This window comes from Moraxella sp. CTOTU46711, assembly GCF_031975715.1.
Lineage (GTDB): Bacteria > Pseudomonadota > Gammaproteobacteria > Pseudomonadales > Moraxellaceae > Faucicola.
Genome location: NZ_DALYMP010000002.1, coordinates 382,098 through 406,368, shown reverse-complemented (window position 1 = coordinate 406,368; position 24,271 = coordinate 382,098). Strand labels below are relative to the sequence as shown.

24 protein-coding genes are annotated in these 24,271 nt (G+C 43.0%); 11 read left to right on the top strand and 13 right to left on the bottom strand.

Annotated elements, in window-relative coordinates; all coding sequences use genetic code 11:
• Nucleotides 1-4: 4 nt before the first annotated feature.
• From RTJ53_RS05675 to glyQ, 4 genes are all read right to left on the bottom strand, one after another.
• Complete coding sequence (locus RTJ53_RS05675) at nt 5-1,450, bottom strand: hypothetical protein (protein ID WP_312276208.1); 1,446 nt, start codon at nt 1,448-1,450, stop codon at nt 5-7.
• Nucleotides 1,451-1,819: 369 nt separating this feature from the next.
• Nucleotides 1,820-3,922, bottom strand: a complete 2,103-nt coding sequence (gene glyS, locus RTJ53_RS05670; protein ID WP_312276207.1) for a glycine--tRNA ligase subunit beta — start codon at nt 3,920-3,922, stop codon at nt 1,820-1,822.
• Between the two features lie 122 nt (nt 3,923-4,044).
• Nucleotides 4,045-4,914: a sulfite exporter TauE/SafE family protein gene (locus tag RTJ53_RS05665; protein WP_312276206.1), complete on the bottom strand. Its 870-nt coding sequence runs from the start codon at nt 4,912-4,914 to the stop codon at nt 4,045-4,047.
• Nucleotides 4,915-5,157: 243 nt separating this feature from the next.
• Nucleotides 5,158-6,123 (bottom strand): glycine--tRNA ligase subunit alpha, encoded by a 966-nt coding sequence (gene glyQ, locus RTJ53_RS05660; RefSeq protein ID WP_040403119.1) that lies wholly within the window; start codon nt 6,121-6,123, stop codon nt 5,158-5,160.
• A 572-nt stretch (nt 6,124-6,695) separates the two neighbouring features.
• On the opposite strand from glyQ, the gene aciT reads away from it, so the two are divergent.
• The 5 genes from aciT (at nt 6,696) to hemJ (ending at nt 11,844) form a co-directional block, all read left to right on the top strand.
• On the top strand, nt 6,696-7,142 hold the full coding sequence (aciT, locus tag RTJ53_RS05655) for an AciT family ciprofloxacin tolerance protein (RefSeq protein WP_312276205.1): 447 nt from the start codon (nt 6,696-6,698) through the stop codon (nt 7,140-7,142).
• A gap of 338 nt (nt 7,143-7,480) precedes the next feature.
• A complete protein-coding gene (locus RTJ53_RS05650; RefSeq protein WP_312276204.1) occupies nt 7,481-8,887 on the top strand; it encodes a hypothetical protein in 1,407 nt (468 codons plus the stop codon).
• 112 nt (nt 8,888-8,999) lie between these two features.
• The gene (bioB, locus tag RTJ53_RS05645) at nt 9,000-10,070 is read left to right on the top strand and encodes a biotin synthase BioB (protein WP_312276203.1); all 1,071 of its coding nucleotides are present in this window, start codon (nt 9,000-9,002) and stop codon (nt 10,068-10,070) included.
• A gap of 72 nt (nt 10,071-10,142) precedes the next feature.
• Nucleotides 10,143-11,294: an aminotransferase class I/II-fold pyridoxal phosphate-dependent enzyme gene (locus RTJ53_RS05640; protein ID WP_312276202.1), complete on the top strand. Its 1,152-nt coding sequence runs from the start codon at nt 10,143-10,145 to the stop codon at nt 11,292-11,294.
• 106 nt (nt 11,295-11,400) lie between these two features.
• A complete protein-coding gene (gene hemJ / locus RTJ53_RS05635; protein ID WP_036604087.1) occupies nt 11,401-11,844 on the top strand; it encodes a protoporphyrinogen oxidase HemJ in 444 nt (147 codons plus the stop codon).
• Between the two features lie 44 nt (nt 11,845-11,888).
• Here hemJ and RTJ53_RS05630 read toward each other — a convergent pair whose 3' ends face one another.
• From RTJ53_RS05630 to ppnP, 7 genes are all read right to left on the bottom strand, one after another.
• The gene (locus RTJ53_RS05630) at nt 11,889-12,599 is read right to left on the bottom strand and encodes an exonuclease domain-containing protein (protein ID WP_312276201.1); all 711 of its coding nucleotides are present in this window, start codon (nt 12,597-12,599) and stop codon (nt 11,889-11,891) included.
• Nucleotides 12,600-12,800: 201 nt separating this feature from the next.
• On the bottom strand, nt 12,801-14,198 hold the full coding sequence (locus RTJ53_RS05625) for a TrkH family potassium uptake protein (RefSeq protein WP_312276200.1): 1,398 nt from the start codon (nt 14,196-14,198) through the stop codon (nt 12,801-12,803).
• Nucleotides 14,199-14,235: 37 nt separating this feature from the next.
• Nucleotides 14,236-14,895, bottom strand: a complete 660-nt coding sequence (locus RTJ53_RS05620) for a potassium channel family protein (protein WP_188875256.1) — start codon at nt 14,893-14,895, stop codon at nt 14,236-14,238.
• A 27-nt stretch (nt 14,896-14,922) separates the two neighbouring features.
• A complete protein-coding gene (locus RTJ53_RS05615) occupies nt 14,923-15,648 on the bottom strand; it encodes a hypothetical protein (RefSeq protein WP_312276199.1) in 726 nt (241 codons plus the stop codon).
• A 25-nt stretch (nt 15,649-15,673) separates the two neighbouring features.
• On the bottom strand, nt 15,674-16,348 hold the full coding sequence (locus RTJ53_RS05610; protein WP_312276198.1) for a hypothetical protein: 675 nt from the start codon (nt 16,346-16,348) through the stop codon (nt 15,674-15,676).
• A gap of 12 nt (nt 16,349-16,360) precedes the next feature.
• A complete protein-coding gene (gene rlmB / locus RTJ53_RS05605) occupies nt 16,361-17,137 on the bottom strand; it encodes a 23S rRNA (guanosine(2251)-2'-O)-methyltransferase RlmB (protein WP_312276197.1) in 777 nt (258 codons plus the stop codon).
• Nucleotides 17,138-17,178: 41 nt separating this feature from the next.
• Nucleotides 17,179-17,517 (bottom strand): pyrimidine/purine nucleoside phosphorylase, encoded by a 339-nt coding sequence (gene ppnP, locus RTJ53_RS05600; RefSeq protein ID WP_007115041.1) that lies wholly within the window; start codon nt 17,515-17,517, stop codon nt 17,179-17,181.
• Nucleotides 17,518-18,094: 577 nt separating this feature from the next.
• Between ppnP and recN the strand changes: the two genes are divergently transcribed.
• The 6 genes from recN to xerD all read left to right on the top strand — a co-directional run bounded on the left by recN (nt 18,095) and on the right by xerD (nt 22,628).
• The gene (gene recN, locus RTJ53_RS05595) at nt 18,095-19,801 is read left to right on the top strand and encodes a DNA repair protein RecN (protein WP_312276196.1); all 1,707 of its coding nucleotides are present in this window, start codon (nt 18,095-18,097) and stop codon (nt 19,799-19,801) included.
• A gap of 88 nt (nt 19,802-19,889) precedes the next feature.
• Nucleotides 19,890-20,456 (top strand): YqgE/AlgH family protein, encoded by a 567-nt coding sequence (locus RTJ53_RS05590; RefSeq protein WP_312276195.1) that lies wholly within the window; start codon nt 19,890-19,892, stop codon nt 20,454-20,456.
• Nucleotides 20,449-20,934, top strand: a complete 486-nt coding sequence (gene ruvX, locus RTJ53_RS05585) for a Holliday junction resolvase RuvX (RefSeq protein WP_312276194.1) — start codon at nt 20,449-20,451, stop codon at nt 20,932-20,934. Before RTJ53_RS05590 ends, ruvX begins: the two co-directional genes overlap by 8 nt.
• A complete protein-coding gene (locus RTJ53_RS05580) occupies nt 20,931-21,383 on the top strand; it encodes a hypothetical protein (protein ID WP_312276193.1) in 453 nt (150 codons plus the stop codon). Before ruvX ends, RTJ53_RS05580 begins: the two co-directional genes overlap by 4 nt.
• Nucleotides 21,376-21,648 (top strand): sulfurtransferase TusA, encoded by a 273-nt coding sequence (tusA, locus tag RTJ53_RS05575; protein ID WP_050324895.1) that lies wholly within the window; start codon nt 21,376-21,378, stop codon nt 21,646-21,648. The genes RTJ53_RS05580 and tusA overlap by 8 nt, the downstream gene beginning before the upstream one ends.
• A gap of 35 nt (nt 21,649-21,683) precedes the next feature.
• Nucleotides 21,684-22,628, top strand: coding sequence for a site-specific tyrosine recombinase XerD (xerD, locus tag RTJ53_RS05570; RefSeq protein WP_312276192.1), 945 nt, complete (start codon nt 21,684-21,686; stop codon nt 22,626-22,628).
• A gap of 43 nt (nt 22,629-22,671) precedes the next feature.
• On the opposite strand, the gene RTJ53_RS05565 is transcribed toward xerD, so the two are convergent.
• Nucleotides 22,672-23,568, bottom strand: a complete 897-nt coding sequence (locus RTJ53_RS05565) for a putative RNA methyltransferase (RefSeq protein ID WP_312276191.1) — start codon at nt 23,566-23,568, stop codon at nt 22,672-22,674.
• Nucleotides 23,569-23,631: 63 nt separating this feature from the next.
• The gene (locus RTJ53_RS05560) at nt 23,632-24,210 is read right to left on the bottom strand and encodes a hypothetical protein (protein WP_312276190.1); all 579 of its coding nucleotides are present in this window, start codon (nt 24,208-24,210) and stop codon (nt 23,632-23,634) included.
• Nucleotides 24,211-24,271 lie beyond the last annotated feature (61 nt).

Here is a 24,271-nt window from a genome sequence, read left to right as displayed (position 1 = left end):
CCCATCAGGCTTGCTCGGCTTGTTCATTGATTAAATGTTCAGTTAAATTTAACATTTCTTTATAGGAATCAAGTTTAAGCATAAAGCTAGTAAAATCATTGGTTTGAATATGAGATAACCGCGTTAAACGTTTTAGCTCATACACCAAACTATTGACAACATCATCATACTGTTTGAGACGTAAAACTTGGGTATCATCTGCTAGTGTTTGTGTCACTGTTAGCAAGGTCTTGGCTTTTGTCACTAACTGCTCTTTGTCCAATACCTGACCATATAAGATATCGGTTATAGCCGCGACAGTGGCTCTTTTGGTGGCAATAAAATCATCAACTGTTTGCGTATCCAAACTTAATAGATAGACGGCACGGCTGATAAATTTATGGTATTCATCTTTTACCTTATCGATTTGCTTTGTTAAAAGCACTGTTTCAGTAATATCTACCACGCTGACAAATAAATGAATGGATTTTTTATTATTGCTCTTAACCACCCGTAAAAATTCAAAATGCAGGTATTTCTTGTTGGTAACGCCCGTTTCATCTAAAAAAATCAACTCGACTGTTTTAAGGGGGTTGATATCTTGAATCAACTCTTCATCCACGTTGGATTGGTACAGGTAATTGATAAAATGCTGTGTCGCTCTGATATCTTTTTCGCTGACCATATTTTGTAACAGCTGGGGTAGTGTCAGCCCAGCTAACTGCTTGCGTCCCAATAACTGCTCTAGTTTTTTGGAATAATGCTCACCAATGACCATTTTATCATCGATGAGAAACAAGCCTTTTTTGACTGTGTTCATGATATCGCGCATATCGGTCTGCGCTTTATCAATCGCCACATCATCGTGATACATCTGTCTGATGGTGTAATGGATAAAAAAGATGATATAGGCTATCAAGGCAAAAAAACTGCAATAGGTCAAATAGCGCGAATAATCTGCGGTACGGTAGGTGTCATTGAGATAAGTGTCATAGCCAATATTCATCAACGACCAAATTTTGGCTTGGTTGTGATAAGCAAACTCAGCCAATTCAACTTTGCCTTTTTCATCTTGCTCAGAGACTTGCGCGATTCTTTGGCGATAGTCTTGCCAAATAATGGCAAATTCATCCATTGCTGTTTCTTGCTTTGGATAGCGGGACAACTGTGCCATATAACCGTCTAACTCAGCTGCCTGTTTTTGTAAGGTCTGAATGATTTGTTGACTATCGTTGTTAGGCGTTACTGTTAGATGCTGCGCACTGGTTGCTATCTCAAGCGTCAAATCACTGATGTTGCCGATGATATCCATATGTTGGGTAGCCTGGGTTAAGAAACGCGCAATATATACATTGATAGCCACAAAAGCTAGCACAAACAAACACAGCACCACTAAGCTTTGTAAAAGAAGCCGATACCTTTTGGTACGCACCATATATTGAAACAAGCTATCGTTATTGCTGACTTTCACGTCATTACCCTAGAAGAAGATAAATTAGAAAAAATAAATTAAAAAAGATAAATAATAGATAAAACCCACCGTTAAATACACAATTTACCAAAAGCTTTGAACCTGGTTATATTGGTTATACCATCATAAACCCTAGAGAGCAATTCAGACGAAAATACCCTTAAAATAGTATCAACTACGTGTACACTAGCCTGCCAATTTAGTGAAAACAAGCGTAAAAATATCTTTAGCTTGTAAAAAAACCCATAATGACCGTTGTCAGCATGGGTTTAACCAATGATATTAAAGCAGGGGTATTAAAGCAATAGTATCGAAGCCCTATGATTAAAGCGTTGACTCATGTCTAAATTAACTCGTATCTAAATTAGCTTATAGCTGTAACTCACTGATATCTGCAACCGTTAAAAACAACCCACGCACTTTTTTTAGCAACGCCAACCGATTGGCTTTGAGTTTAATATCTTCACTATTCACCATCACCTGCTCAAAGAAGTCATCCAATGGCTGCTGCAGCGTGGCTAGCGATTGTAAAATCTGGGTGTAGTTGGCGTTGTCAGTGTGTTGGTGGGGCTCAATACTTTGCGCTGCAGTTTGCACCGCTTGGTACAATGCTTTTTCCGCAGGTTCTTGTAAATAAGCCGTTTGTACTTGGGTTGCAATCTCACCCTCAGCCTTGGCTAAAATATTGGCAACACGTTTATTGGCCTCGGCAAGTTGTTTGGCGGGTGGCAAATCACGGAAGGCTTGTACGGCTTTGATACGATGGTCAAAATCCATTGGCACTTGCGGTTGTAGCGCCTGTACCGCAATAATTGTGTCCACGCTCACGCCTTGGTCTTCATACATGGCACGGTAGCGCGAATTAATAAACTCCATCACTTGTTTGAAAGTTTTTGGTAAGTCGTCAATTTTGCCTACATAACCCAATAAAGCTTGCTCAAGCAATACCACCAAATTTAATGGCAGTTGTTTCTCAATCAAGATACGCAGTACCCCAATCGCCGCGCGACGTAGGCTAAACGGGTCTTTTGAACCGGTTGGCGCTTGGTCAATACCAAAAATACCGACCAGCGTATCCAAACGGTCTGCTAATGCCAGCGCCGTTCCAATATTGGTCGCGGGTAATTTATCACCGCTAAATTTTGGCAGATATTGCTCTTCGATTGCCGCCGCCACCGCTTCTGGCTCTTGGTTTAAACGCGCATAGTAAGTCCCTGCCACGCCTTGTAATTCTGGAAACTCACCCACCAAGGTACTGGCAAGGTCTGCTTTTGACAGCAAGCCTGCCCGTGCCGTTTGCTCAACGTCTTCGCCAATTTGGGTAGCAATAAAGGCAGCTAGCTTGGCAATACGCTCAGATTTTTCCCAAATTGTCCCTAACTTATCTTGGAATACGCGGGTTTTTAGATTTTCAGTCAACGCAAACAATGGCTGTTTTTGGTCTTGTAAAAAGAAAAACTCGGCATCTGCAAGGCGTGGACGTACCACTTTTTCGTTACCGGCAATCACTTGCGCTTTATCTTTACTGTCAATGTTACTGATAAAGATAAAATAAGGCTGTAATTTACCTTGGCTGTCAGTCAAACAAAAATATTTTTGATCCGCCTGCATGGTGCTAATCAAGGCCTCTTGCGGTACTTGTAAAAATCGTGGCTCAAAGCTTGCACGTAGCGCTACTGGATAATCGACCAGCGCAGTGACCTCATCAAGCAAATCTTGCGGTACGATAGCGGTCGCCCCTACTTCATCGGCAAGCTGTTGCACTTGCTCTTTGATAAGTTGTTGGCGTTTGTCAAAATCAGCGATGACGTGCGCCTCGGCAAGGTTTTGCTCATAGCTGTCTGCCGTGTCAATTCTAACCTTATCAGGATGATGGAAACGATGGCCAAGACTATAACGACCCAGTTCAATGCCCTGCGACCCTGTCTCACCCGACGTTAATCCTTGAATCGTCGCTGACAGCACTTGGTCGTCTTTGAGTAGCACCAACCATTTGACAGGGCGAACAAACTCAGAACGCTCTGCGCCACTGCGCATGCGTTTGGCAATCGGCAGCTCATCTAAGGCTTTTTGAAAAATACTCGGCAGTAACTCAGCCACAGGCTGACCGATGATATTCATTTCATAGCCGATATAATCACCTTTATCACCTTTGATGGTAATCAAATCCTTGACGTCAATACCCAAGCCTTGGGCAAACCCTTGTGCCGCTTTGGTTGGATTACCGTCCTTGTCATAGGCAGCTTTGACTGCAGGACCGCGTTTTTGTTCGATTTTATCGGGCTGTTTTTCACTAATTCCTTGAATCTGCAAGGCAAGACGACGCGGGGCGGCAAAGCTTTTAATGGTATCAAAGCGAATATTGGCATCTTTTAGCGATTGGGTGACATGGTCAGTGAGAGCATCACGCAATGTTTTTAGATTTTTTGGGGGCAATTCTTCGGTGCCAAGTTCAAATAAAATAGTAGACATGCTAAAGCCTTGTTGATTCAAATAGGGTAAATATAGGCGATTATAGCAGAAATTTAAGCCATAAAAATGCCCCATCAGCGGGGCAAATCAAGAAAACCGTCAGCGCAAAACGAAAATTAAACTTATTGGCTGGCGCTTGCCGAAGACTTTACAGCGGTTGTAGCGACTGGCGTATTGACCGCGGCTTTTGGTTTGGCTTTGGCAGGATTGACCACAAAATTAATCCCCAACAACAACAGCGTCACCCCTAAAATCGGGCGCAATTTTTTCTCAGGCAGTTTACTGCTCAATAATGTGCCTACAATAATGGCAGGAATCGCGCCAACGAGCAAAAAGGTCAGCATGTGAAAATCCACACTGCCTGACAGTAAATGCCCGAGACCTGCGACCAAGGTTAATAACACCGCATGTACCACATCCGAGCCGATGATACGAATGAGTGGCAACTGAGGAAAAATTAGCACCAGCGCCATGACCCCAAATGCCCCTGCCCCAACCGACGATAAGGTCACTACTACCCCGAGCAATATGCCCATCAGCACCAATTTATATTTGGGGATTTGGGAGGTGAGGCTGTCAGTTTGGTCATTTTTGCGGTATTTGTCAAAAAACGCTTCGATACGGTTGCGAAAAATCAGCGAAATCCCAGTAATGGTCAACATCACGCCCAATATCAAGGTCATGATTAGTTTGATGGCGTTGATATTGCCCAAGTAGGTAGCGACGAGATAATTGGTGACAATAGAGGCTGGAATACTACCAATCGCTAGCCATAGCACGATTGGCCAAACGACATTTGATTTTTTAAAATGTACCACACCACCAAAAAACTTGGAAATAGCGGCGTATAGCAAATCGGTGCCAACAGCAATATGCGGCTCTACTTTTAGCAGTAAAATCAAAATCGGCGTCATCAGTGACCCACCGCCCACACCCGTCACACCCACGCAAAATCCGACAAAAATACCCGCTAAAATAAAATAAAGTTCCACTCACCGCCCCTTGTTACATGGCTTACTTGCTGCGGCTATTGTAGTAGAATAGCGCGTCGTTGCCCTGTGGCGATTTTTGATATAAATATGCGAGATTAGAATATTCTGATAATTTGATATTTTTTATTAGCGCTGACAACAAAATAATCAAGAAAATAAGGCAAAAAAAAAGGCAATAGAAACTATCTATTGCCTTTTTCAATTTTGCCGTCTAAAGAAATTTTTTTCGTCGATGTGATGAAACTATTGTGATTTATCCGCTTCTTTCATTTGTTGTTTTGAAATATTTTCTTTTGGTAGATATTTTTCTAACGCATCGGCTTTATGTGCGTCATCCGCCAATGGGAAGCCCAATTTGGCACGCGTTTCTACATAGCTTTGTGCTACCTTACGCGCCAAGGTACGCACGCGCAAAATAAAGCGCTGACGCTCAGTCACTGAAATCGCCCCACGCGCATCCAACAAGTTAAAGGTATGTGATGCTTTGAGCACCATTTCATACGCAGGCAGCGGCAGATTAAGACCGACCAATTTATCGGCTTGGCTTTCATAAAAATCAAACAACTCAAACATTTTTGCCACATCGGCATGTTCAAAGTTGTAGGTCGATTGCTCTACTTCGTTTTGGTGGAATACATCACCATAGGTGACACGACCAAATTCGCCATCCGTCCATACCAAGTCATACACACTGTCCACGCCTTGGATATACATGGCAAGGCGCTCAAGACCGTACGTGATTTCTCCTGTCACAGGAAAACATTCAATACCACCGACTTGCTGGAAGTAAGTAAACTGGGTAACTTCCATACCATTAAGCCAAACTTCCCAACCAAGTCCCCATGCGCCAAGCGTTGGTGATTCCCAGTTGTCTTCTACAAAGCGGACATCATGCGTTAGGGTATCGATGCCAATCGCTTTGAGTGACCCCAAGTACAATTCTTGAATATCAGGTGGATTGGGTTTGAGTACCACTTGGAACTGATAATAATGTTGTAACCGATTTGGGTTGTCGCCATAGCGACCATCCGTGGGACGGCGTGATGGCTGTACATAGGCGGCATGCCAACGCTCTGGACCTAATGCTCGTAAGAAAGTGGCGGTATGAAACGTGCCTGCACCCATTTCCATATCGTAAGGCTGTAACACCACACAGCCTTTTTCTGCCCAATAATTTTGCAAAGTTAAAATCAATTGTTGAAACGTCATCATACGAGAATTACCACTATATAGTCGGTGATTAGGCAAACTGTATTTATCAAAATAGTTGTCGACGTGATTTTGATAAAGCGTCAGTTTTTTTAATTAGTCACATTAAAAATTTAAATTTTTTTGCGTCGCAAATAGCACTTAAAATAGGCGGTACAATTGCCGAACGATATTTTTACTTAAAACGCCCAAAATAGCAAACTTATCCAATTTTTTAGCTAGATATATAGCCATGGTTATTGAGCAAATTAAGGGGTGGGCAAAACTACAAAGTATTAAAACAATATACATTTCGCGACAAATCAGTTACCGCATTTTAGCACTTTTTTACTAGATTTACGAAAATTCCTGTTACCCTTGAACAATAGATTTCGACGATTGATTGTTACCTTTTTTTATCCGGTTTTAGCCTTTTTAATCGCTTTTTTTTAAGATAAATCAGCCAAATTTGATACGTCATCCATTGTCGTTTTAGTTGGGTTTTGACTTTTAATTTTCATCTTTTATCGCCATAATAACCTACACAAGCTTTTACTTAATTTACCTTAAGTATTTGTTTTCAATAACTTTTCATGAGGTCAACCATGCTTATCTCGGCAAGTCTATTATTAGCTACTACGTCGTTAACTTCTAATTGGTTGTTTTTAATCGTTCTAGTTACTGTCGGTATGCTAGCGATTGCGTTTACCCCTTATCGTTTTGTATTGGGCTATTTTATGTTGGGTATGGTGTACTGGATTTCGGTGGAAGGGCTGCATTGGGCAGTGGTCACACTGTCATCGTTAACTGGCACAGATGCTTATGTAGCGGCAATTGGCTTATCGATGATTCCGATTGTGATAGCGTTAAATGGAAAACCCAAGTTTAACAAAGCCGCAAGTCAAGCTGCTACCAACCAAGCTATGTTAAAAAGTAGTGTTCAAATGAGCGCCGGTCATCGTCCTGTGGTATTAGAAAAAGATACCGATTTTCATCAAAACTTTGTTCGTCATGCTTCTGTGTTTGACTCAAAACAATAATAACAACCTCGCCACCTTATCGCTATAACAAGCTATTTAACCCATCACGTTGATGGGTTTTTTATGCGCTTTAGCTTGAGAAAAGGTAAAAAGTTCGCTGTCTAACGCTGCTTAAATACACAAATCAAACGCTTTGATTACAAAAAATGATACTGGTATGTTAAACATTACTGTAACTTAGCATCGATGACCTTATAATATATTGTATAACAAAGCTACTAAATCTTTTGTAATAGCGAATTATAATTTCTTTGAAATGAGTGACTTAAGTATCGTCATTTATTTAAAGAACTTGTGCATTGCAATATCTATAAAATCTATAATTTTGGAGGACACGTATGTTATCTCAATTAACCCAAATCAAATCAGATCCCCTTGACGTATTATTGTTTGCCGTTGGCTTGCGTCTAACCCAACTTGCCAAAATGGGCGATGACAAATTTAAAGGCTTATTGGAAAACCGTAATTTTACTATTCAACTCGGCAGCGACGCGGAACAAACATCACGTTACTACCAAATCAATAATGGTAATTTTAGCCAACATGCAGGTCCAGCCAAAGAGCCAACGTTGACGATTACCTTTAAAGATTCAATGACGGGTGTGAAATTGCTCACTAAAGGTGAAGCGACGGCATTTATGACAGGCATCCAAAATGGTGACTTAAAAATGTCCGGTGATTATTCACTGCTGATGTGGTTTAACCAAATCGCAAAATTTATTGTGCCAAAAGTACCTGAGCCACTTAAACCTGTGGTTGAACAAGCAAAACCATTAATTGAAAAAGCCACACCTTTTGCAAAAGAACTTTGCAGTAAAGCCTTAGCAATGATTGGGGGCACAAGCGCAGGTAAAGCATCTGGCAGCAGCAAATACTTTAATGAATCAAACACCAAAGACGTTAATGCTGACAGCGAGTCCGGAGCTGCAAGCAAATTAGACACCCTTAAAGCGAAAGCGGCTGAAATCAAAGACGACGCGGTGGAAAAATTTGATGAGCTAAAAACCGAAGCCAAAGAAAAAATCGATGCACTTAAAGAAGATGCGAGCGAAAAATTAGCGGATATCAAAGATACCGCTAATGAAAAACTTGGCGAAACCAAAGAAAAACTGGATGAGGTTAAAGCGCAAGCGGCTGATAAAATTGATGACGCTAAAGAAACTGCCACTGAAAAATTGGATGAAGCGAAAGTCACTAAGGACGATAAACTTGCTGAGGCTAAAACCAAGCTTGAAGACGTCAAAGACCAAGCGGCTGGAAAATTAGCTGATGTTAAAAGCTTGGCAGGTGAAAAACTAGATGATGCTAAATCAAAGGTTGACGCGTTAAAAACCCAAGCCGATGACAAACTAGATGCGCTAAACGATGAAGCCAAAGAAAAAATCAGTGAGGCAAAAGATAAAGTCGAACAAGCTAAGCAAACGCTGACAGACGAAAAAGGCAGTGATTCTGACGCATCCGATAACAAAGCCATCGAAGAGAAGTATGAAGCGGCTAAAGATAGTACCGCTAAAGCTGAAGATAGTACGGCAAATGATGATAGCATCCGTCCTGATAACGTGTTTGCCAAATCAGCGGATAATGAGAACTTAACGCCTGCGCTGCGTAAATCTGCTGAAATTGAGGCAAAGCATGCGTCTGATGAGGTCATTGCCGACAATGTCAAAACTAGCGCAGTCACTGATGATAAATCACCTATCACCAATATTTCAATCACTCGTGGAGATAACTCACAAGACAGATAAGCCATTGTCATTAAATTATAAAAAACAATCACTTTAGGTGGTTGTTTTTTTTTGGTATGATGAAACACCTTTTATCATTTTAAGCTTTGTTTTAATTAGGATTATAGCTGTCATGGCAGACTTATTAGCAATTCAACAATCACAACAACCGATTGGCACCACACTGACCACCCAAAGCCGCCCAACTCGCGAGCAAATTCAAGCTTGGTTTGAATTACCTTTGATGGATTTACTGTTGCTAGCGCAAAACAAACTTCGCGAACACTTCCCACCCAATGCGGTACAAATCAGTACCCTGCTATCAATAAAAACGGGTAATTGTCCTGAAGATTGTGGCTATTGCTCACAGTCAGGACACCATAGCACCGACTTACAACCTGAAAAGAAAATCGAAGTACAAAAAGCGATTAGCGAGGCCAAAAAAGCCAAAGCCGCTGGCTCTAGCCGTTTTTGTATGGGTGCGGCATGGAAACACCCAAACGATAGAGATATGCCCTATGTGGTTGAGCTCATTAAAGAAGTCAAAGCATTAGGGTTAGAAACCTGCATGACGCTTGGCATGTTATCGGGTAACCAAGCACAAGTACTTGCTGAAGCGGGATTAGATTACTACAACCATAACCTTGATACCTCACGCGAGTACTATAACCATATCGTCTCCACCCGTAGTTATGATGACCGTCTAACTACCCTTGACCATGTGCGACAAGCCGGCATTAATATTTGCTCAGGTGGTATCATCGGTATGGGTGAAAGTCGTGATGACCGCATCAACTTACTCACAGAACTGGCTAATCTGCCAAAACCCCCTGAATCAGTCCCAATCAATATGCTAGTACCCATTGAAGGCACGCCGATTGCAGATCAGCTGCAAGGCACGCGCTTGCCTGTGCTTGAATGGATTCGTACCATTGCTGTCACGCGCCTTGCTTGCCCAACCAGCTATGTGCGTATTGCCGCAGGTCGTGAAGGCTTAACCGATGCCGAGCAAGCCATGCTGTTTATGGCCGGTGCCAATTCTTTCTTTTATGGGAATCGTTTATTGACCACCGATAATGCTACCACCAACCATGATGATCAATTGATTGCCGATTTAGGGTTGACGGTTGAAAAAGCCGAGCCTCGACAAATTCCTGTAACCAATGCGATGAATGGTCGCATCGGGAGTTTGGCTGTCGTTTGATATGCCAAGAAACCGCCGAAGTGGCGGTTTTTTCTTAGATGCTTTAGCGATGCTTTAACAGAGTTCAACAGTATGTTAGCCAATTTTGCCCTTCAATCAGCCCTTGATGAACAGCGCCAAAAAGACCTGTATCGTCAACTGACGCCCATTAGGCAAGGGGTGACGCCCACCATTGACATAGATGGCAAAACCTACGTCAACTTTGCCAGCAACGATTATTTGGGACTTGCCACCGACCCGCAACTCATACAAGCGTTTAGCCAAGCTACAAAAACTATCCAGCAAGTCGGTAGTGGCGCGTCGCACCTGATTACGGGGCATACGCTTTGGCATGAACAGTTGGATACCACCCTTGCCCAAGTGACAGGCTATGAACGGGCATTAACTTTTAGCACAGGGTATATGGCAAATGTCGGTGTGATTCAAGCGTTGTGTGGTAAAGACAGCGTGATTTTTAGCGATAAGCTCAATCATGCCTCCATTGTCGATGGGGCAATCCTTAGCCGTGCCAAAGTCATGCGTTTTGGGCATCGCAATTATAGCCAATTAGAACAATTGCTTTCGCAAAGTAGCGCTAAGCAAAAACTGATTGTCACCGATCATATTTTTAGCATGGATGGCACCATTGCCGATTTGGCTGCGCTGCATGCGTTAGCGGTTCGCTATGAATGCGCCTTGATGGTAGATGATGCCCACGGTTTTGGTTTGCCCTATCAGGCTTATAAAAAAGCCCAACCGCAAGCGGATATCTATATCGGCACCTTTGGTAAAGCGATAGGTACTAGTGGCGCATTTGTCGCAGGTTCGAGTGAGTTGATTGACTATGTGACCAATTTTGCCCGTTCATTTATTTATACCACGGCGATGCCCCCTGTGCTTGCCAGCGTGACTAAAACTAGCATAGTCATGTCGCACACCGATACTTTGCGCAGCGATCAATTACTTGCCAACATCAAACAGCTCAGTCAAGGGCTATTGCAGCAAAATTGGCAAGTAGGCATTGATAATCAAATACCGACCACCGCCATTATTCCTGTGGTCATTGGCAATAATGACAGAACCCTGCAGCTTGCCAACGCGTTAAAATCTCGCGGTTTTTGGGTGTCGGCCATCCGTCCACCTACGGTTCCGGTAGGCACAGCACGGCTACGCTTTTGCGTGAGTGCTCGTCATAGTGAACAACAAATCTCGGATTTACTTGCCATCATGCAAACTTTAAAATAACGGCTATTTGCAGAATTTTTTAGGGCAAGTTTATTTAGAGTAAGCTGATTTAGAATAAGCTGATTTAGGGTAAGCTTGTTGAGTTGCATCATCATCGGGGTAAGCAATGACAGAATATTTTTTATGGTTTAAAGCTTGGCATGTGATTTCATTGGTGTGTTGGTTTGCCGCGATTTTTTATCTACCACGCTTGTTTGTCTATCATGCCATGAGTGCCGATAAAATCAGTCAAGATCGATTTGCATTGATGGAGCGTAAACTGTATCGCGGCATTATGACACCTGCGATGATTGCCACTTGGATTTTTGGCTTGTGTATGCTGCTACCCAATTGGGACAGTTATAAAACCCAAGTTTGGCTACATATCAAGCTAGCCTGCGTCATTGCGTTGACAGTATATCATATAGCTTGTGGTCGATTTCGCTTAAAACTGATTGATAACCCTAACTATAAAACCCATGTTTTTTGGCGGTGGTTTAATGAGGTGCCTGTGTTTATTTTAGTCGCCGTGGTGATTTTGGTGATTGTTAAACCGCAATTTGGCGCGTAATCATTTTGGCACTTCAGGGGTTAAATCACAGTGCAAGGATTCAATCATAGAAGGTTGCCATGATTGCCTGCGCTATTTTTGGTGAGCGCAAGGTGTAAATACGGATCAAGATCAGCTTGTTTGAGCAGCCAATCGACATAATCAGCCGGCAAGTCTTTAATGGCAACCCCTTTATGTTTGCCAAAGCGCATTACCGTGGGTTTTCGGGCATGTTCACTGGCTTGATACAGCTGTGGCATATCGGTAATGCGATGCTGATAGCAGATAGCTTTTAATACCAAAAAGGTAAACCAAATATCGTATTTGGCACCATGCGCGAATTTGATATTTTTCTTGGCAACTTGTGGCTCAAAAAAACACAGTAGCGCACCCAAACTATGGCTATCTAACTGCGGGAAAAAATGCCGCGCCAGTGCCAAAGTGCAAATACGCTTGATGTTTGATAAATCGCAGTCGGCATTGGTGAGCACGTCAGCATCAAAGTCGATATTGTGCCCAATGAGATACTCGCAGTCTTCTGGTAACTGAAAATCAGTATGCGGCGGCTTGTCTGCCACATCCTCGTCAAAAATCCCTGTGATGGCTTGGCTGCCCAAAGTAATTTTTTTGTGTGGGTTAAAGCGCTGCTCAAAGGCATTGTGGGTCTGTAGTATCAGCTCGCCTGCTGGACTAAACACCACGCCAATGTAGGCAATTTCGGTCGCATGTGGCTCAACCAATCCATGCGCTTCTGTATCTAAAATATAACTACTCATAACTTTAAAACTTACTAAATCGCTCAATTCACCAGTTATAGACAATCATCATACACGATTTGGCGATAGCTTCCTTAGGTTTTCAGTATCCTGAGTTTTCAATATCTTGGGTGCACCAACCGCTAAGTAAAATTTTTGCTTGGTCTTTGCTGCTTCGCTAACCCTGTTAAATTAGCCAACTTAGCCAATAAGGGCGCCAACTCAACCAACAAGGGTATGGGTCTCAGGATAACGAATACGGGTCGGTTTAGGGGTTGCGATAAAATACGCCAAGGTTAACGGCCCAAGACGCCCCATATACATCATAAACATAATCACACATTGCCCAGGCTCACTCAAGGTCGGGGTGAAATTTCGCGATAACCCGACTGTTGCCGATGCCGATATCACTTCAAATAAAATATCAACCAAATGCCCTTCTGGCTCACATATGGTTAAAATAAACGCCGCTAAAGCAATCATCAAAATCGATGTGCTCATCACCGCAAACGATTTTTTTACCAAGTGATCAGAGATAGCACGATGAAAAATCGTCACTTGCGGGTGCTGGCGCAAATATGCCCTAGTCGATGCTAGGATAACCACAAAGGTACCGATTTTGATACCGCCACCTGTGGACATTGAGCCTGCGCCAATAAACATCAATATAAAAGTCAATAACGTACTGGCATCTGTCACTTGGCTATAATCAATATTATTAAAACCTGCGGTACGTGACGTTACCGCCATAAACCAAGATGCAAACCACTGCCCAGCTTCGCTCAATCCGCCAATCGTTTTGGCGTTATGACGCTCAAGTAACCAATACCCCATACAACCGATGACATTGAGCGCTAACGTGCCCAAAACCATGACTTTGGTGTGCAGGGTAAATTTTTGCCAGCGCTTGTGTTTGATGATATCTAAAATCACCAAAAACCCGATACCGCCCGTGATAATAAGCAGACTTATGATAAAACTAATCATCGGCTGTTGCACATAGGCAGTCATATTGTTGCCATTTAGCGCAAAACCTGCATTGTTAAACGCTGAGATACATAGAAAAAAAGCTTCATACATCGCATCTTTTAGCCCTTTTAGCGGTGCTAACAATAGCGTTAATCCTAAAAAACCCAAGCTCTCGGTGATAAAGGCAATTTTGATTACCGCTTTGGCGGTACTACCAATTTGGTTGCTATGAGTACCCAACGCTTCTTGCGCCGTAATGGAGCCGGATAACCCCATTTTACCTTGCAGACTGGTCAATACCAAAATCGCAAAGGTCATAAAGCCTAGACCGCCAAATTGAATCAGCGCGGCAATCACCAGTTGTCCAAACGTGGTATAGTTAGCGGTATCTACGACATTTAGCCCGGTGACAGTCACCGCAGACGTCGCAGTAAAGGCTGCCGCTAGGATACTAATCGGTTGAATCGTTGCGATTGGCAATGACAGCAAAACCGTCCCTATCACAATTAACGCTAAAAATCCCAAGGACAAAATCGCAGGCGAGGACAACTGCAGTCCCTGTTTGGTAGGCGGCTCTAGGTCGTGAGTACTGGGTTTTGATTTATCAACAATTTTTGGTTTGTCGCCTTTTTTGACTTCACGAAACGGCATATCTACACCTAATTACCTTTTTTGCGTGAGTGGTGGACTAAATAGCCGTTTGCCGAATGACTTTGGCAAGGCGACGCAGCGCTTGGGTATCACCCCCTACCACCAATTTATCACCACCTTGAAAGAAAAAGCCATCAGGTAATTGGTTAAAGATTTGCTGGTTGCGTTTTAACATGATAAAGGTAATATCAGGATGACTGTGTTGGACATCCGACCACGGGTGCCCTCGCCACTGCTCAGGCGGGTCTAGGCGAACCAAAAACTGCTCGTCACCCAATGCCATGTATTGTTTGACCATCGGATAGTTCATCTTTTGGGCAATACGAATCCCCATGTCTTGTTCGGGGTGAATAATATTGTTCACCCCTAAGCTTTGTAGGATTTGGTGGTGAGAGTCGGTTTTGGCTTTCACCCATAGGTTTTGTACGTTCAGGCTTAGTAGGTTGAGTGTACATAGCAAGCTGGCTTCAAGGTTATCACCAATGCTCACGAGTACGCCGTCAAAACTCGCAAGGTCAAGCTCTTCTATGGTGTCTTTGTCGGTGGCGTCAGCAATCACGGCACGGGTGACATATTCACTGATGTCATCGACCAGTTTTTCATCAATATCAATCGCTAGGACTTGGTTGCCCAGTTTTTCAAGCTCTTTAGCGCAGGTAATACCAAAAACACCCAGTCCGATAATGGCAAATTGCATTTTTTATTGTTCCTTTATGATAAATTTTTATTCTTTGCTCGGTAATAAATCTATCAAGTAGCTTTCAATTTCATTTTTTCTTTTTTTACCCCAAGCAGATGGATGATGTAGTCTATAGCAGATAGCATCATTATCTGGCAACTTAAAAGACCATAAATCTTCAACTTCGAAACCTTTAAATGGCTTCTTATCCGTTAATTTATCATTTGGAAAATACTGTCTTCGAACTTCTATACCTTTATTACCCGTTGCAAAAATAATATAATCGGGTTTTAAAATTTCAATTTGGGCTTTTAATAATTCTTCAGAAATTTTTACAACACCATTAATTAAATTTTTATTTTTCGAGTTGTTAATGTGCCCTTTATTATAATCAAAAGCATACACATTCGACCAAATCAAACCTTCCTTACCACTTTTATTTGCTATTTTCTTTAGAAAATTAAAAAAACCTGCACCTTGAGCTTGTGAGCCATCCATTGTTTTAACAAAGTAATTATGACTTTTATCCATTAATTTTTGGATATAATCGTCATCGTAAACGTTGGAATTGAACTGCTTATTGCTGGTCAGCCAATCATTTGTTTCTCTACCAACTATCATAATTTTATTTTTTGCGCTTTCATAGTTATCAGTTACAGGCGTTAAAAATAATTTAGATAATTTTTCTATACCTAAAGTGCTATCTAAAAACTCTTGATTTTCTTTTACTATTGCTAAATAACGATTAAATAATTGTTGCTTCAAACTCACGATAAATACCTTTTATGTATGCTATTCAATTAAATCCAAAAAAGACTTTTAGATAGTGACCTATTTCCCCATCTTCCCAAATATTTTCAGCTTCTTGAAAATTTATCGCAGTGAATATATCGTTATTTTCTTTTAACAAGCCACTATCTACAATACCTTGTATAACTTGTCCATGATTTTCAAAACCATAAACTTCTGATTGTGCGATTTCAACTATCAAAACGCCATTAACTTTACAATTTGGCTTTTTCGATAGAACCTTTTTCAAATTATTATCAATTAAATCTGCTATATCTTGCCCAGTTTGACAATATTCAACAAATATTAAATAACGGTTCTTTTGCAAAAAATACTCAACATCCATAGCATTCAAATAGATAAATCCATAATCAGCTAACATCATATCAAAGGCTTTAAAGACGTTTTCAACTTGATTATCACGGCAGTAAATAACATTATCAGCTAATGCTAAAATCTCTTTACCTACTTGCTCATCAACTTGTATGGCAATCAATTGCTTACAATTCACTTGCTGTCGATAAATTGAAATGGCTTGAGAGGTAATTTGATTATCAATCACAAAAAACGTTATTAATGCTTGATAACTCGGCTGGCTTTGGGCTTGATAGACGTCGAAAAATCGGAATTCTCTATCTAATGCATCTTTAAATATTGTGCTTTGATGAAAATTAAAGCCCATTTTAATTTCTCATTATTTTTTAGTGCGCTGGCGACTGGCTTCATACAGCACCATACCAGTAGCGACACTGACATTTAAGCTTTGGATTTGCCCATGGTCATTGCCGGGCATCGGGATATAAACCAGCTGGTCGCAGGTATCTGCGGTCAAACGGCGAATACCATCACCTTCTGAGCCCATCACAATCGCCACATCACCTGTCAAATCACAGTCTTGCACGGGCTTTGCCGTGTCATCGAGTGCCGTACCAAACACAAAAACCCCTTGTTTTTTGATGTCAGTGAGCGTACGCGCAAGATTAGTGACTTGGATAAAAGGAATTAATTCCACCGCACCGACGGCAACTTTTGCCACGGCTGGGGTGATGCTTGAACTATGATTTTTGGGAATAATGACGGCTGAGACGCCCATTGCCACAGCGGTACGCAAACACGCGCCAAGGTTGTTCGGGTCGGTGATTTGATCAAGCACCAGTAGTAATAGCGGTTTTCGCTCGGTTTGGTGTTTGTCGACTAGGTATTTGAGATCTGCTTCATCTTGGAGTTCAGCAGGGCGGGCTTGCAATACCACGCCTTGATGCTGCGGACTTTCTGCAAGTTTGGTGAGTTTGTCTTTGGCGCTGATTTGTATCGCAATCCCGTAGGTTTGGGCAAGCTCAGTGATGTTGGCTACCGTGGCATCATCTTGTTTTTTACCGTCTTGAATAAAGAGTGTTAACCCATCGATACCGCGGTGTTGCAAGATGGATTGCACGGCATGAATGCCATAAAAATAACTCGGTTTTGCCATGATTGATGACCCTTTTCTTCAATTTTATATTTGCCTTGCCCCTAGCCTTCTAGGTGGCAAATGTACTGCACGACTGCTTCATTACGTAGCTCATAACTGCTATGCCCTTCGACCAAGAACGCTTGACCGGCACGGTAATAAGTAAACTCTTCCTCGCCTGCCAGTTTGACTTCACACTCGCCTGCCAAAATTTCGATACGTTCAGATGAGTCGGTTTTAAATTCATAGGCTGGCACATCGGCATCACAAGGTAGCACGATTCCTAGCATTTTTTTGCGTCCATCTTCAAACCAAACGGTCCGACTAAAAGTACGACCTTCATAGTAAACATTCGCTATTTTTTCTACCGATACATGGTCGAAACGATTAGGTGACGTCATGAGATTCTCCTTAAAATACACAGTCAGTTGACTTGATAACGCTGCCTTATTATAAAGAATTATAAAGATTGGCAGGTCGTTTTGCGGCAACCCGCTTTTTTTAGTCGACAAATGGGTTTTATAATCAAACGCAGTCCGTGACTTGTCGCAATCAGCCAATGCTATTGCCGATAGATTTTTAACGGTTGATAAAAAATTATGTTCCGTTATCCTTATGCAGACGTTGTTTAGACCAATAGGATATCATCAAATTTAGTCAACTTTTATGACAATCTATTATAACAATCTATGTTTTATGACAATCGATGAAACCGCCCTCAACTTAACTAGGCGAAGATTGCTAGACACAGATACCCATCAAAGATAGCCAGCTGACGGAAATTTGGATTTTTGCGTTGCTTATTTTGTAATTGTCCCAATTATGCTATTGTTTAGTGTGAAACAGCTAGATGGAATTTTTACTGATTTTTGAAGACTTGTCTAGGATTATTGTGAGCTTTTCATGACAAGGTTACAATAAAGTTTTTGCAAATTTGACCGCCAATGTGCCACTCTTAACGTCAATGATAGGATTGATATGCTGACACAGTTAACCTTACAAAATTTAGCACTCGTCACCAATGCTGAAATTGAGATGAATGCTGGATTTAACATTATCACTGGCGAGACAGGTGCTGGTAAATCACTATTGCTTGACGCCTTGACCTTGTGCGTGGGTGGTCGTAGTGACGCAGGTTTGATTCGGCATGGACAGACTACGGCAGACGCTTTTGCAGAATTTAATATCGGTCAATTACCCGACGTCATGGCATGGCTGAGCGAGCAAAATTACCCATTTGAAGACGATACGCTGCTGATTCGCCGGCAACTTGCCAACCAAAACGGTACGCTTCGTAGTAAAGCTTGGCTCAATGGCATGCCCATTAGCATGAATGAGCTTAAAACCTTGGGTGGGTTACTGGTCAATATTCACAGCCAACATGCCCAGCAAAGTTTGCTGCGTCCGCAGTTTGTGATGGAATGGCTTGATAGCGCCACGGGCTTAAATAGCCAAGCAAACGACGTGAAACAAGCGTTTTTGCAGTACGAACGCCTTAAATCACAAGCCGCGCAGCACGCTAAAGACGAGCAATTGCGCCAGCAGCAAATTCAGCTATTGAGCAATCAATTAGCCGATATTGAGCCAATTGCCACTGTCTTGTACAATGAACTTGAAGCTGAATACGATGAATTGTCTAACCTTGAAAACCTTATGCAGCAAGCCGCCTTGTCGGTGCAATTACTCGATAATGACAGTGATGAGCCCGATGTGATAAGCCTGCTTAATCGGGCGATTAAACTGTGTGAAGCGCAGACCGAGCTTAGCCAAACCTATGCTGATTGTGTTGACCAGTTGTACTCAGCACATACCCAAATCGCTGAAGTCGCTAGCACCCTGAGCAATTATGCGGAAGGGCAAAGCCTTGACCCCAAGCAGTTAGCACTACTTGATGAGCAGTTATCGACGTTCCACCGACTGGCGCGTAAATATCACACCACGCCGGAAAGCCTTGTTGAAGACAGCCAAGCCTGGCAACAGCAATTAGATGATTTGCAATCGGTGATGTCGCCTGAAGCGATGGCAGAGCGAATTGAAGAAGCTTATCAAATCTATCTGCAAAAAGCCCAAGCGTTGGATGACAGTCGCCAAGCCAATGCCACGACGTTAGCTGAAGCCCTGGTCGCACGGTTAAAAACATTGGCATTGCCCAATGTGCAAGCAGCATTTGAATTTACCCCACTTGATAAACCGCAAAGTATCGGGTTATCGCAAATCGATTTGCTATTTAGTGCCAATGTCGGTATGCCGATGCAACCGATTCACAAAATTGCCTCAGGCGGTGAATTATCACGGCTAGCCCTTATCATGCAAGTCATTGATGCGCAAGGGGTTTGCCGTAATACTACCACCGATATGGCAACCACCACCCGTCAGTTATTGGTATTTGATGAAGTAGATGTGGGTATCAGTGGTGGCACGGCGCAAGTGGTGGGCGAGTTACTGCGTGAACTGGGTGAAGAGCAACAAATCATTGCGATCACTCACCAATCGCAAGTCGCGGCACAAGCCCATCAGCATATTTTGGTGTACAAGACCCAGCAAGAGAAAGCCCAGTCTCACTTAAAAATTCTGTCGGGCGATGACCAAGTGCAGGAATTAGCGCGCATGTCGGGCGGGGTCAATATCACCGAAGACACGCTCCAACACGCGCGCAGTTTGCTAGCAAGTCGCCGTGTCAGTTAATTTAATATGGCTTATCGCTTTGAATGTTTATCGTTTTTAATGCTTATCGTTTTTAATGTTTGTCGCTTTTAATTAGGTATGCCACTGAATGTCAAAAAACCAAAATCTTACCAACCATTTTTTGATAGCGTCGCCCAATATTGACGGCGGGATTTTCTATCAATCTTTGGTCTATATTTGCCGTCAAGACCAACAAGGCACGTTAGGGCTGGTAATTAACAAACCCATCGAAACCAGCAACGTCGCCAAATTGTTTGAAGAATTAAATATTGATGTGACAATCACCGACTTGCACCGAAAATTACCTTTAGATGGAGGTCCTATGAACCCGGAAGTTGGGTTTGTGCTCCATACTGGACAGCCCGATTGGGTATCTTCGTTTGCCATCACCGAAAACGTCTGTATCACCACTAGCAAGGATATTTTACAAAGTATCGCCAATGGTCAAGGCGTTGAGCATTTTGAGCTTTGTTTGGGTCATGCCAGCTGGGCAAAAGGGCAGCTAGAAGAAGAAATCAACCAAGGCGATTGGTTTGTTTTGCCGGCATCAATGGGGCTATTGTTTGATATTGAGCACAAAAACCGCTGGCAAGTCGCCGCTCAGCAGTTGGGCGTTGATTTTAACAAACTGAGTACGGATATCGGGCATGCTTAACCTGACTATGACGCAAGATACCCATCACACCCACACTATCGAAACGGTGATGGGGCTTGATTTTGGCATCGCAAAAATGGGTATCGCCTTGGGCAATACCTTAACCCAAACCGCAAGCCCGTTGATGCAGTTTAAAATGGATAATGGCAAACCCAATTGGGATGAATTGCTAAAAATTATCGAGTCATGGCAAGTAAGCACCATCATCATCGGTTTGCCACTGAATATGGATGGCACTGCATCTGAGCTTGGCAATCGTGCCAAAAAATTTGCTCGTAGGCTCAAGCACCAGCTCGAAGAAGCGCATCGACCACGCCCGATTATTTTGGCGGATGAGCGCTTAACTAGCCGTGAAGCCAAAAATTTGGCTTGGGAATATGGTCTAATCAAAAGTGACAAAGAGCCGATTGATAGTATCGCCTCGGCAATTATGCTTGGCAGTTGGCTTAGAAGTCGCGAAGGAGCGCTGTTATCATGACTCAATTAAATGCGCCTGCCATGCCAACGACCAAAGGCTTTTCTGCCCCTGTTCTTGGTTTGATTGAGCACGCACAGCGACTCAACAAATGGTCAATTTATCTGGTTTATTTGGCAATTGCGCTATTTTTATTATTTGGTACCCTAAAGAGCTTGTCACAGTTTAAGGACAGTCAAACGATTTATACTTTGTTTCATTGGGTGCCTTACGGACTCGTTGGACTGACCATACCGCTATCCTGCTATGTGGCGTTTATTTTATACCGTTATCGTTTAAGCCAGCCGAGCATGCTTGCGCTGTGTATCGGTATGGGATTTGGCTTGTTTGTTATCAGTAGCTATGTCGCCCTAGCCGCCTGGATTGGGGTAGCGTTTATGTTTAAAGCCAATTTAACCCGTTTTTTTAATTTTATTCAAGAAAGTCGACAAACAGAGACTCAACATGCCTGATGCCAATTACCAACTCGATACCCAAGGGCTGATTTGTCCAGAGCCGATTATGCTGCTGCATAAAACCGTTCGTAAAGCGCAGTCGGGGGAAGTGATTCACGTCATCGCCACTGACCCTGCGACCACGCGCGATATCCCCAATTTTTGTCGTCATCTGGGGCATGAACTTATCGAGCAGCAAGACATCATAAACCCCCAACAACACCAAAACCCTGATCCGTATGCCAATGTGTATCATTACTGGATTAAGAAAAAAGCTGGTTAAAAAAACGCCCCTTATTCCGAGATTTCAAGTCATTTATGTCCCAAGTCGCCGCGCGCCAACCTCGCCAAGTCAAATCCTTACACCTTCATGATGAGCCCAGTTATATTCAGCAGTTTCGCCAAGAATTGCTAACGCGGGGACTTGCTACCAATACGCGCAATGCTTATATTCGTGACTTGATGCTGTGCGAAACCACCTGTAGCAAAGCCATCACCCGTTGGGACGCCAGTGACGTGTTGGCTTGCCTAGCGGCGCTCTATAAACAAGGCAAAACAGCGCGCAGCCAAGCACGTGCCTTATCATCGCTTAAACAGTTTTTTTTATGGCAAATCAACGCCAATCAGCGTGATGACAACCCGTGTGAACATATCAAGACCCCAAAACTTGGGCGCGCGCTGCCCAAAGATTTATCGGAAAGTGATGTCGACGCCCTACTCGCTAGCCCAGATACATCGACCCCATTGGGCATGCGTGACCAAGCCATGTTTGAAGTGCTCTATGCCTGCGGGCTGCGTGTTTCTGAGCTTATTCATTTATCGTTAAGTGAAGTCAATCTCAATGCTGGCTGGTTACAGGTTACCGGTAAAGGCGATAAGACTCGACTGGTACCCCTTGGTGAAGTGGCGATTGATGTATTGACCGATTATTTGACCCTAGCGCGACCACAACTGTGTATCATGAAAAATGGGCGAGAAAGTCGCTGCCAAGCGGTATTTTTGACCCAACAAGGCGGCTACATGACCCGCCAAAACTTTTGGTATGTCATTAAACGCTACGCCAAGCAAGCCGGCATCGAAAGTGAAATTTCTCCGCATACCTTACGTCATGCCTTTGCCACCCATTTGCTCAATCACGGCGCTGACTTGCGCAGTGTACAGATGTTATTGGGTCACAGCGATTTATCAACCACCCAAATCTATACCCATGTGGCTACAGCAAGACTGCAACAGCTGCATCAGCTGCATCATCCGCGCGCTTAAGGCTGTTTATAAGGTAGAAAGTAGCGCACTGACAGGCGCTTTTTTAGAGACAAATTTTTTGAAACCCATAAATCATAAAATCGGTCGTAAAGCACATTGACCCTGCTTGCTGGCAGCGTTCGATTAATGCCTCACGTCTGGCTGGCTGCGCCCGAAATGCATAGGGCGTCATCGTCAATAAATCTTGTAACTGCATAGCAGTAAGCGAAATCGTGGTTTCCACCCGCGTTTGCTTGACCAACTCAAAATACGGTGCTAATTCATCGATAAATTTGTCTGAGTCGTGCGCCACGATTTGTTCAAATAACCCGTCACGCATCTCAATCAAATGATTGACGGCAGGCTTGGCAATCACTACAAAACCCTGATCGCTGACCAACCGATGAAATTCATCCGCCAAAATCGGGCTAAAAATGCTGGTTAACATACTCACCGACTGACTGGCCAATGGTACTTGCGAAGCAGATGCCACTAAGCAATATTTTTGTGTGGTCGTGCTAATTGGTTTAAGTCGTTTGGCCGTGGCAATTACGGCAGGTTTGCTGATATCAAGCGCGACTAATTTACTTGGGTTAAGCTGTAAAAATCGCTCAGTGTAATATCCTTCGCCACAGCCAATGTCTAGCCAATTTACCGATGGTTGGGAGGATAATAGCCCTTTGCAAAATTCATACAGCCCATCTTGCAGCGACTGATAAAACCCCGCTTGCAAAAAACGACGACGCGCCATAATCGACTCATCACTATCGCCAGGGTTTTTGCTATGCTTATTTTGCACCGGTAGTAGATTCACATACCCTTGTTTGGCGACATCAAAATCATGTTGCCGCTGCTGCGCATTTTCACCCGTGCATTGCCAAACTTTTTCACCCACCTTTAGCGCACTTTGGCAAATCGGGCAGCGAAAATTTGCAGAAAATGTCGAAAGGAATGCCACCATAAAAATATCTCAAAAAAAACCGTTAAAAACCCAAAGCGGCTAACCCGCTGCAACTGCGCAAAATCAGTCGTCTATCAGACTTTGCAAAATCATAATATCTTCATGCACTTGAGCCATTTTTGGTTGCAGTGCCTCAGGTATTTTTAATGCCAGTGCTGAATCTGCCATCGGATGCTGCTGTGATGTGTCCGCTGCTCGCAGCGATGGCAATTCAATGTTTGACACATCAGGGATAGTAGGAGCCGCTAGCTTAGCATTGGTATAAGTATTTAGGAATGACTGTAAATTTTTCGCGCCCGTCTTTTTATCACAGCATTTTTTGCTTAATACAGTTTCAGTTTCAGCGGATGGTGCGTCTGTAGTGGCAATAGCGCTTGCCAACGCTGCAACAGGAGTGCTAGGTTGTTTGAAAATTTGCCCTAGCGGCACATCGCAGCTAATCCAGCCTTTTTCAATCAATTGTTGTAAATCTAACTTAGACAATAAATTGCTCACCGCTTGCTCACCCAAGCTAGTATTTTCTTTAATCAATAAGATAAATTGGCGTTGTCTAAGCGTCATTTCAGCCGTGTTAAGCGCTTGTTTGCCTGCCTCACTACAAGCTAGTGTAACAGGGATTTCATTGATAGTTACTTTCAACACACACCTCCTTGTTGTGACAGTGCTCGCTAAACGAGTGGGTTGTAATCAAACACTTCGCCTA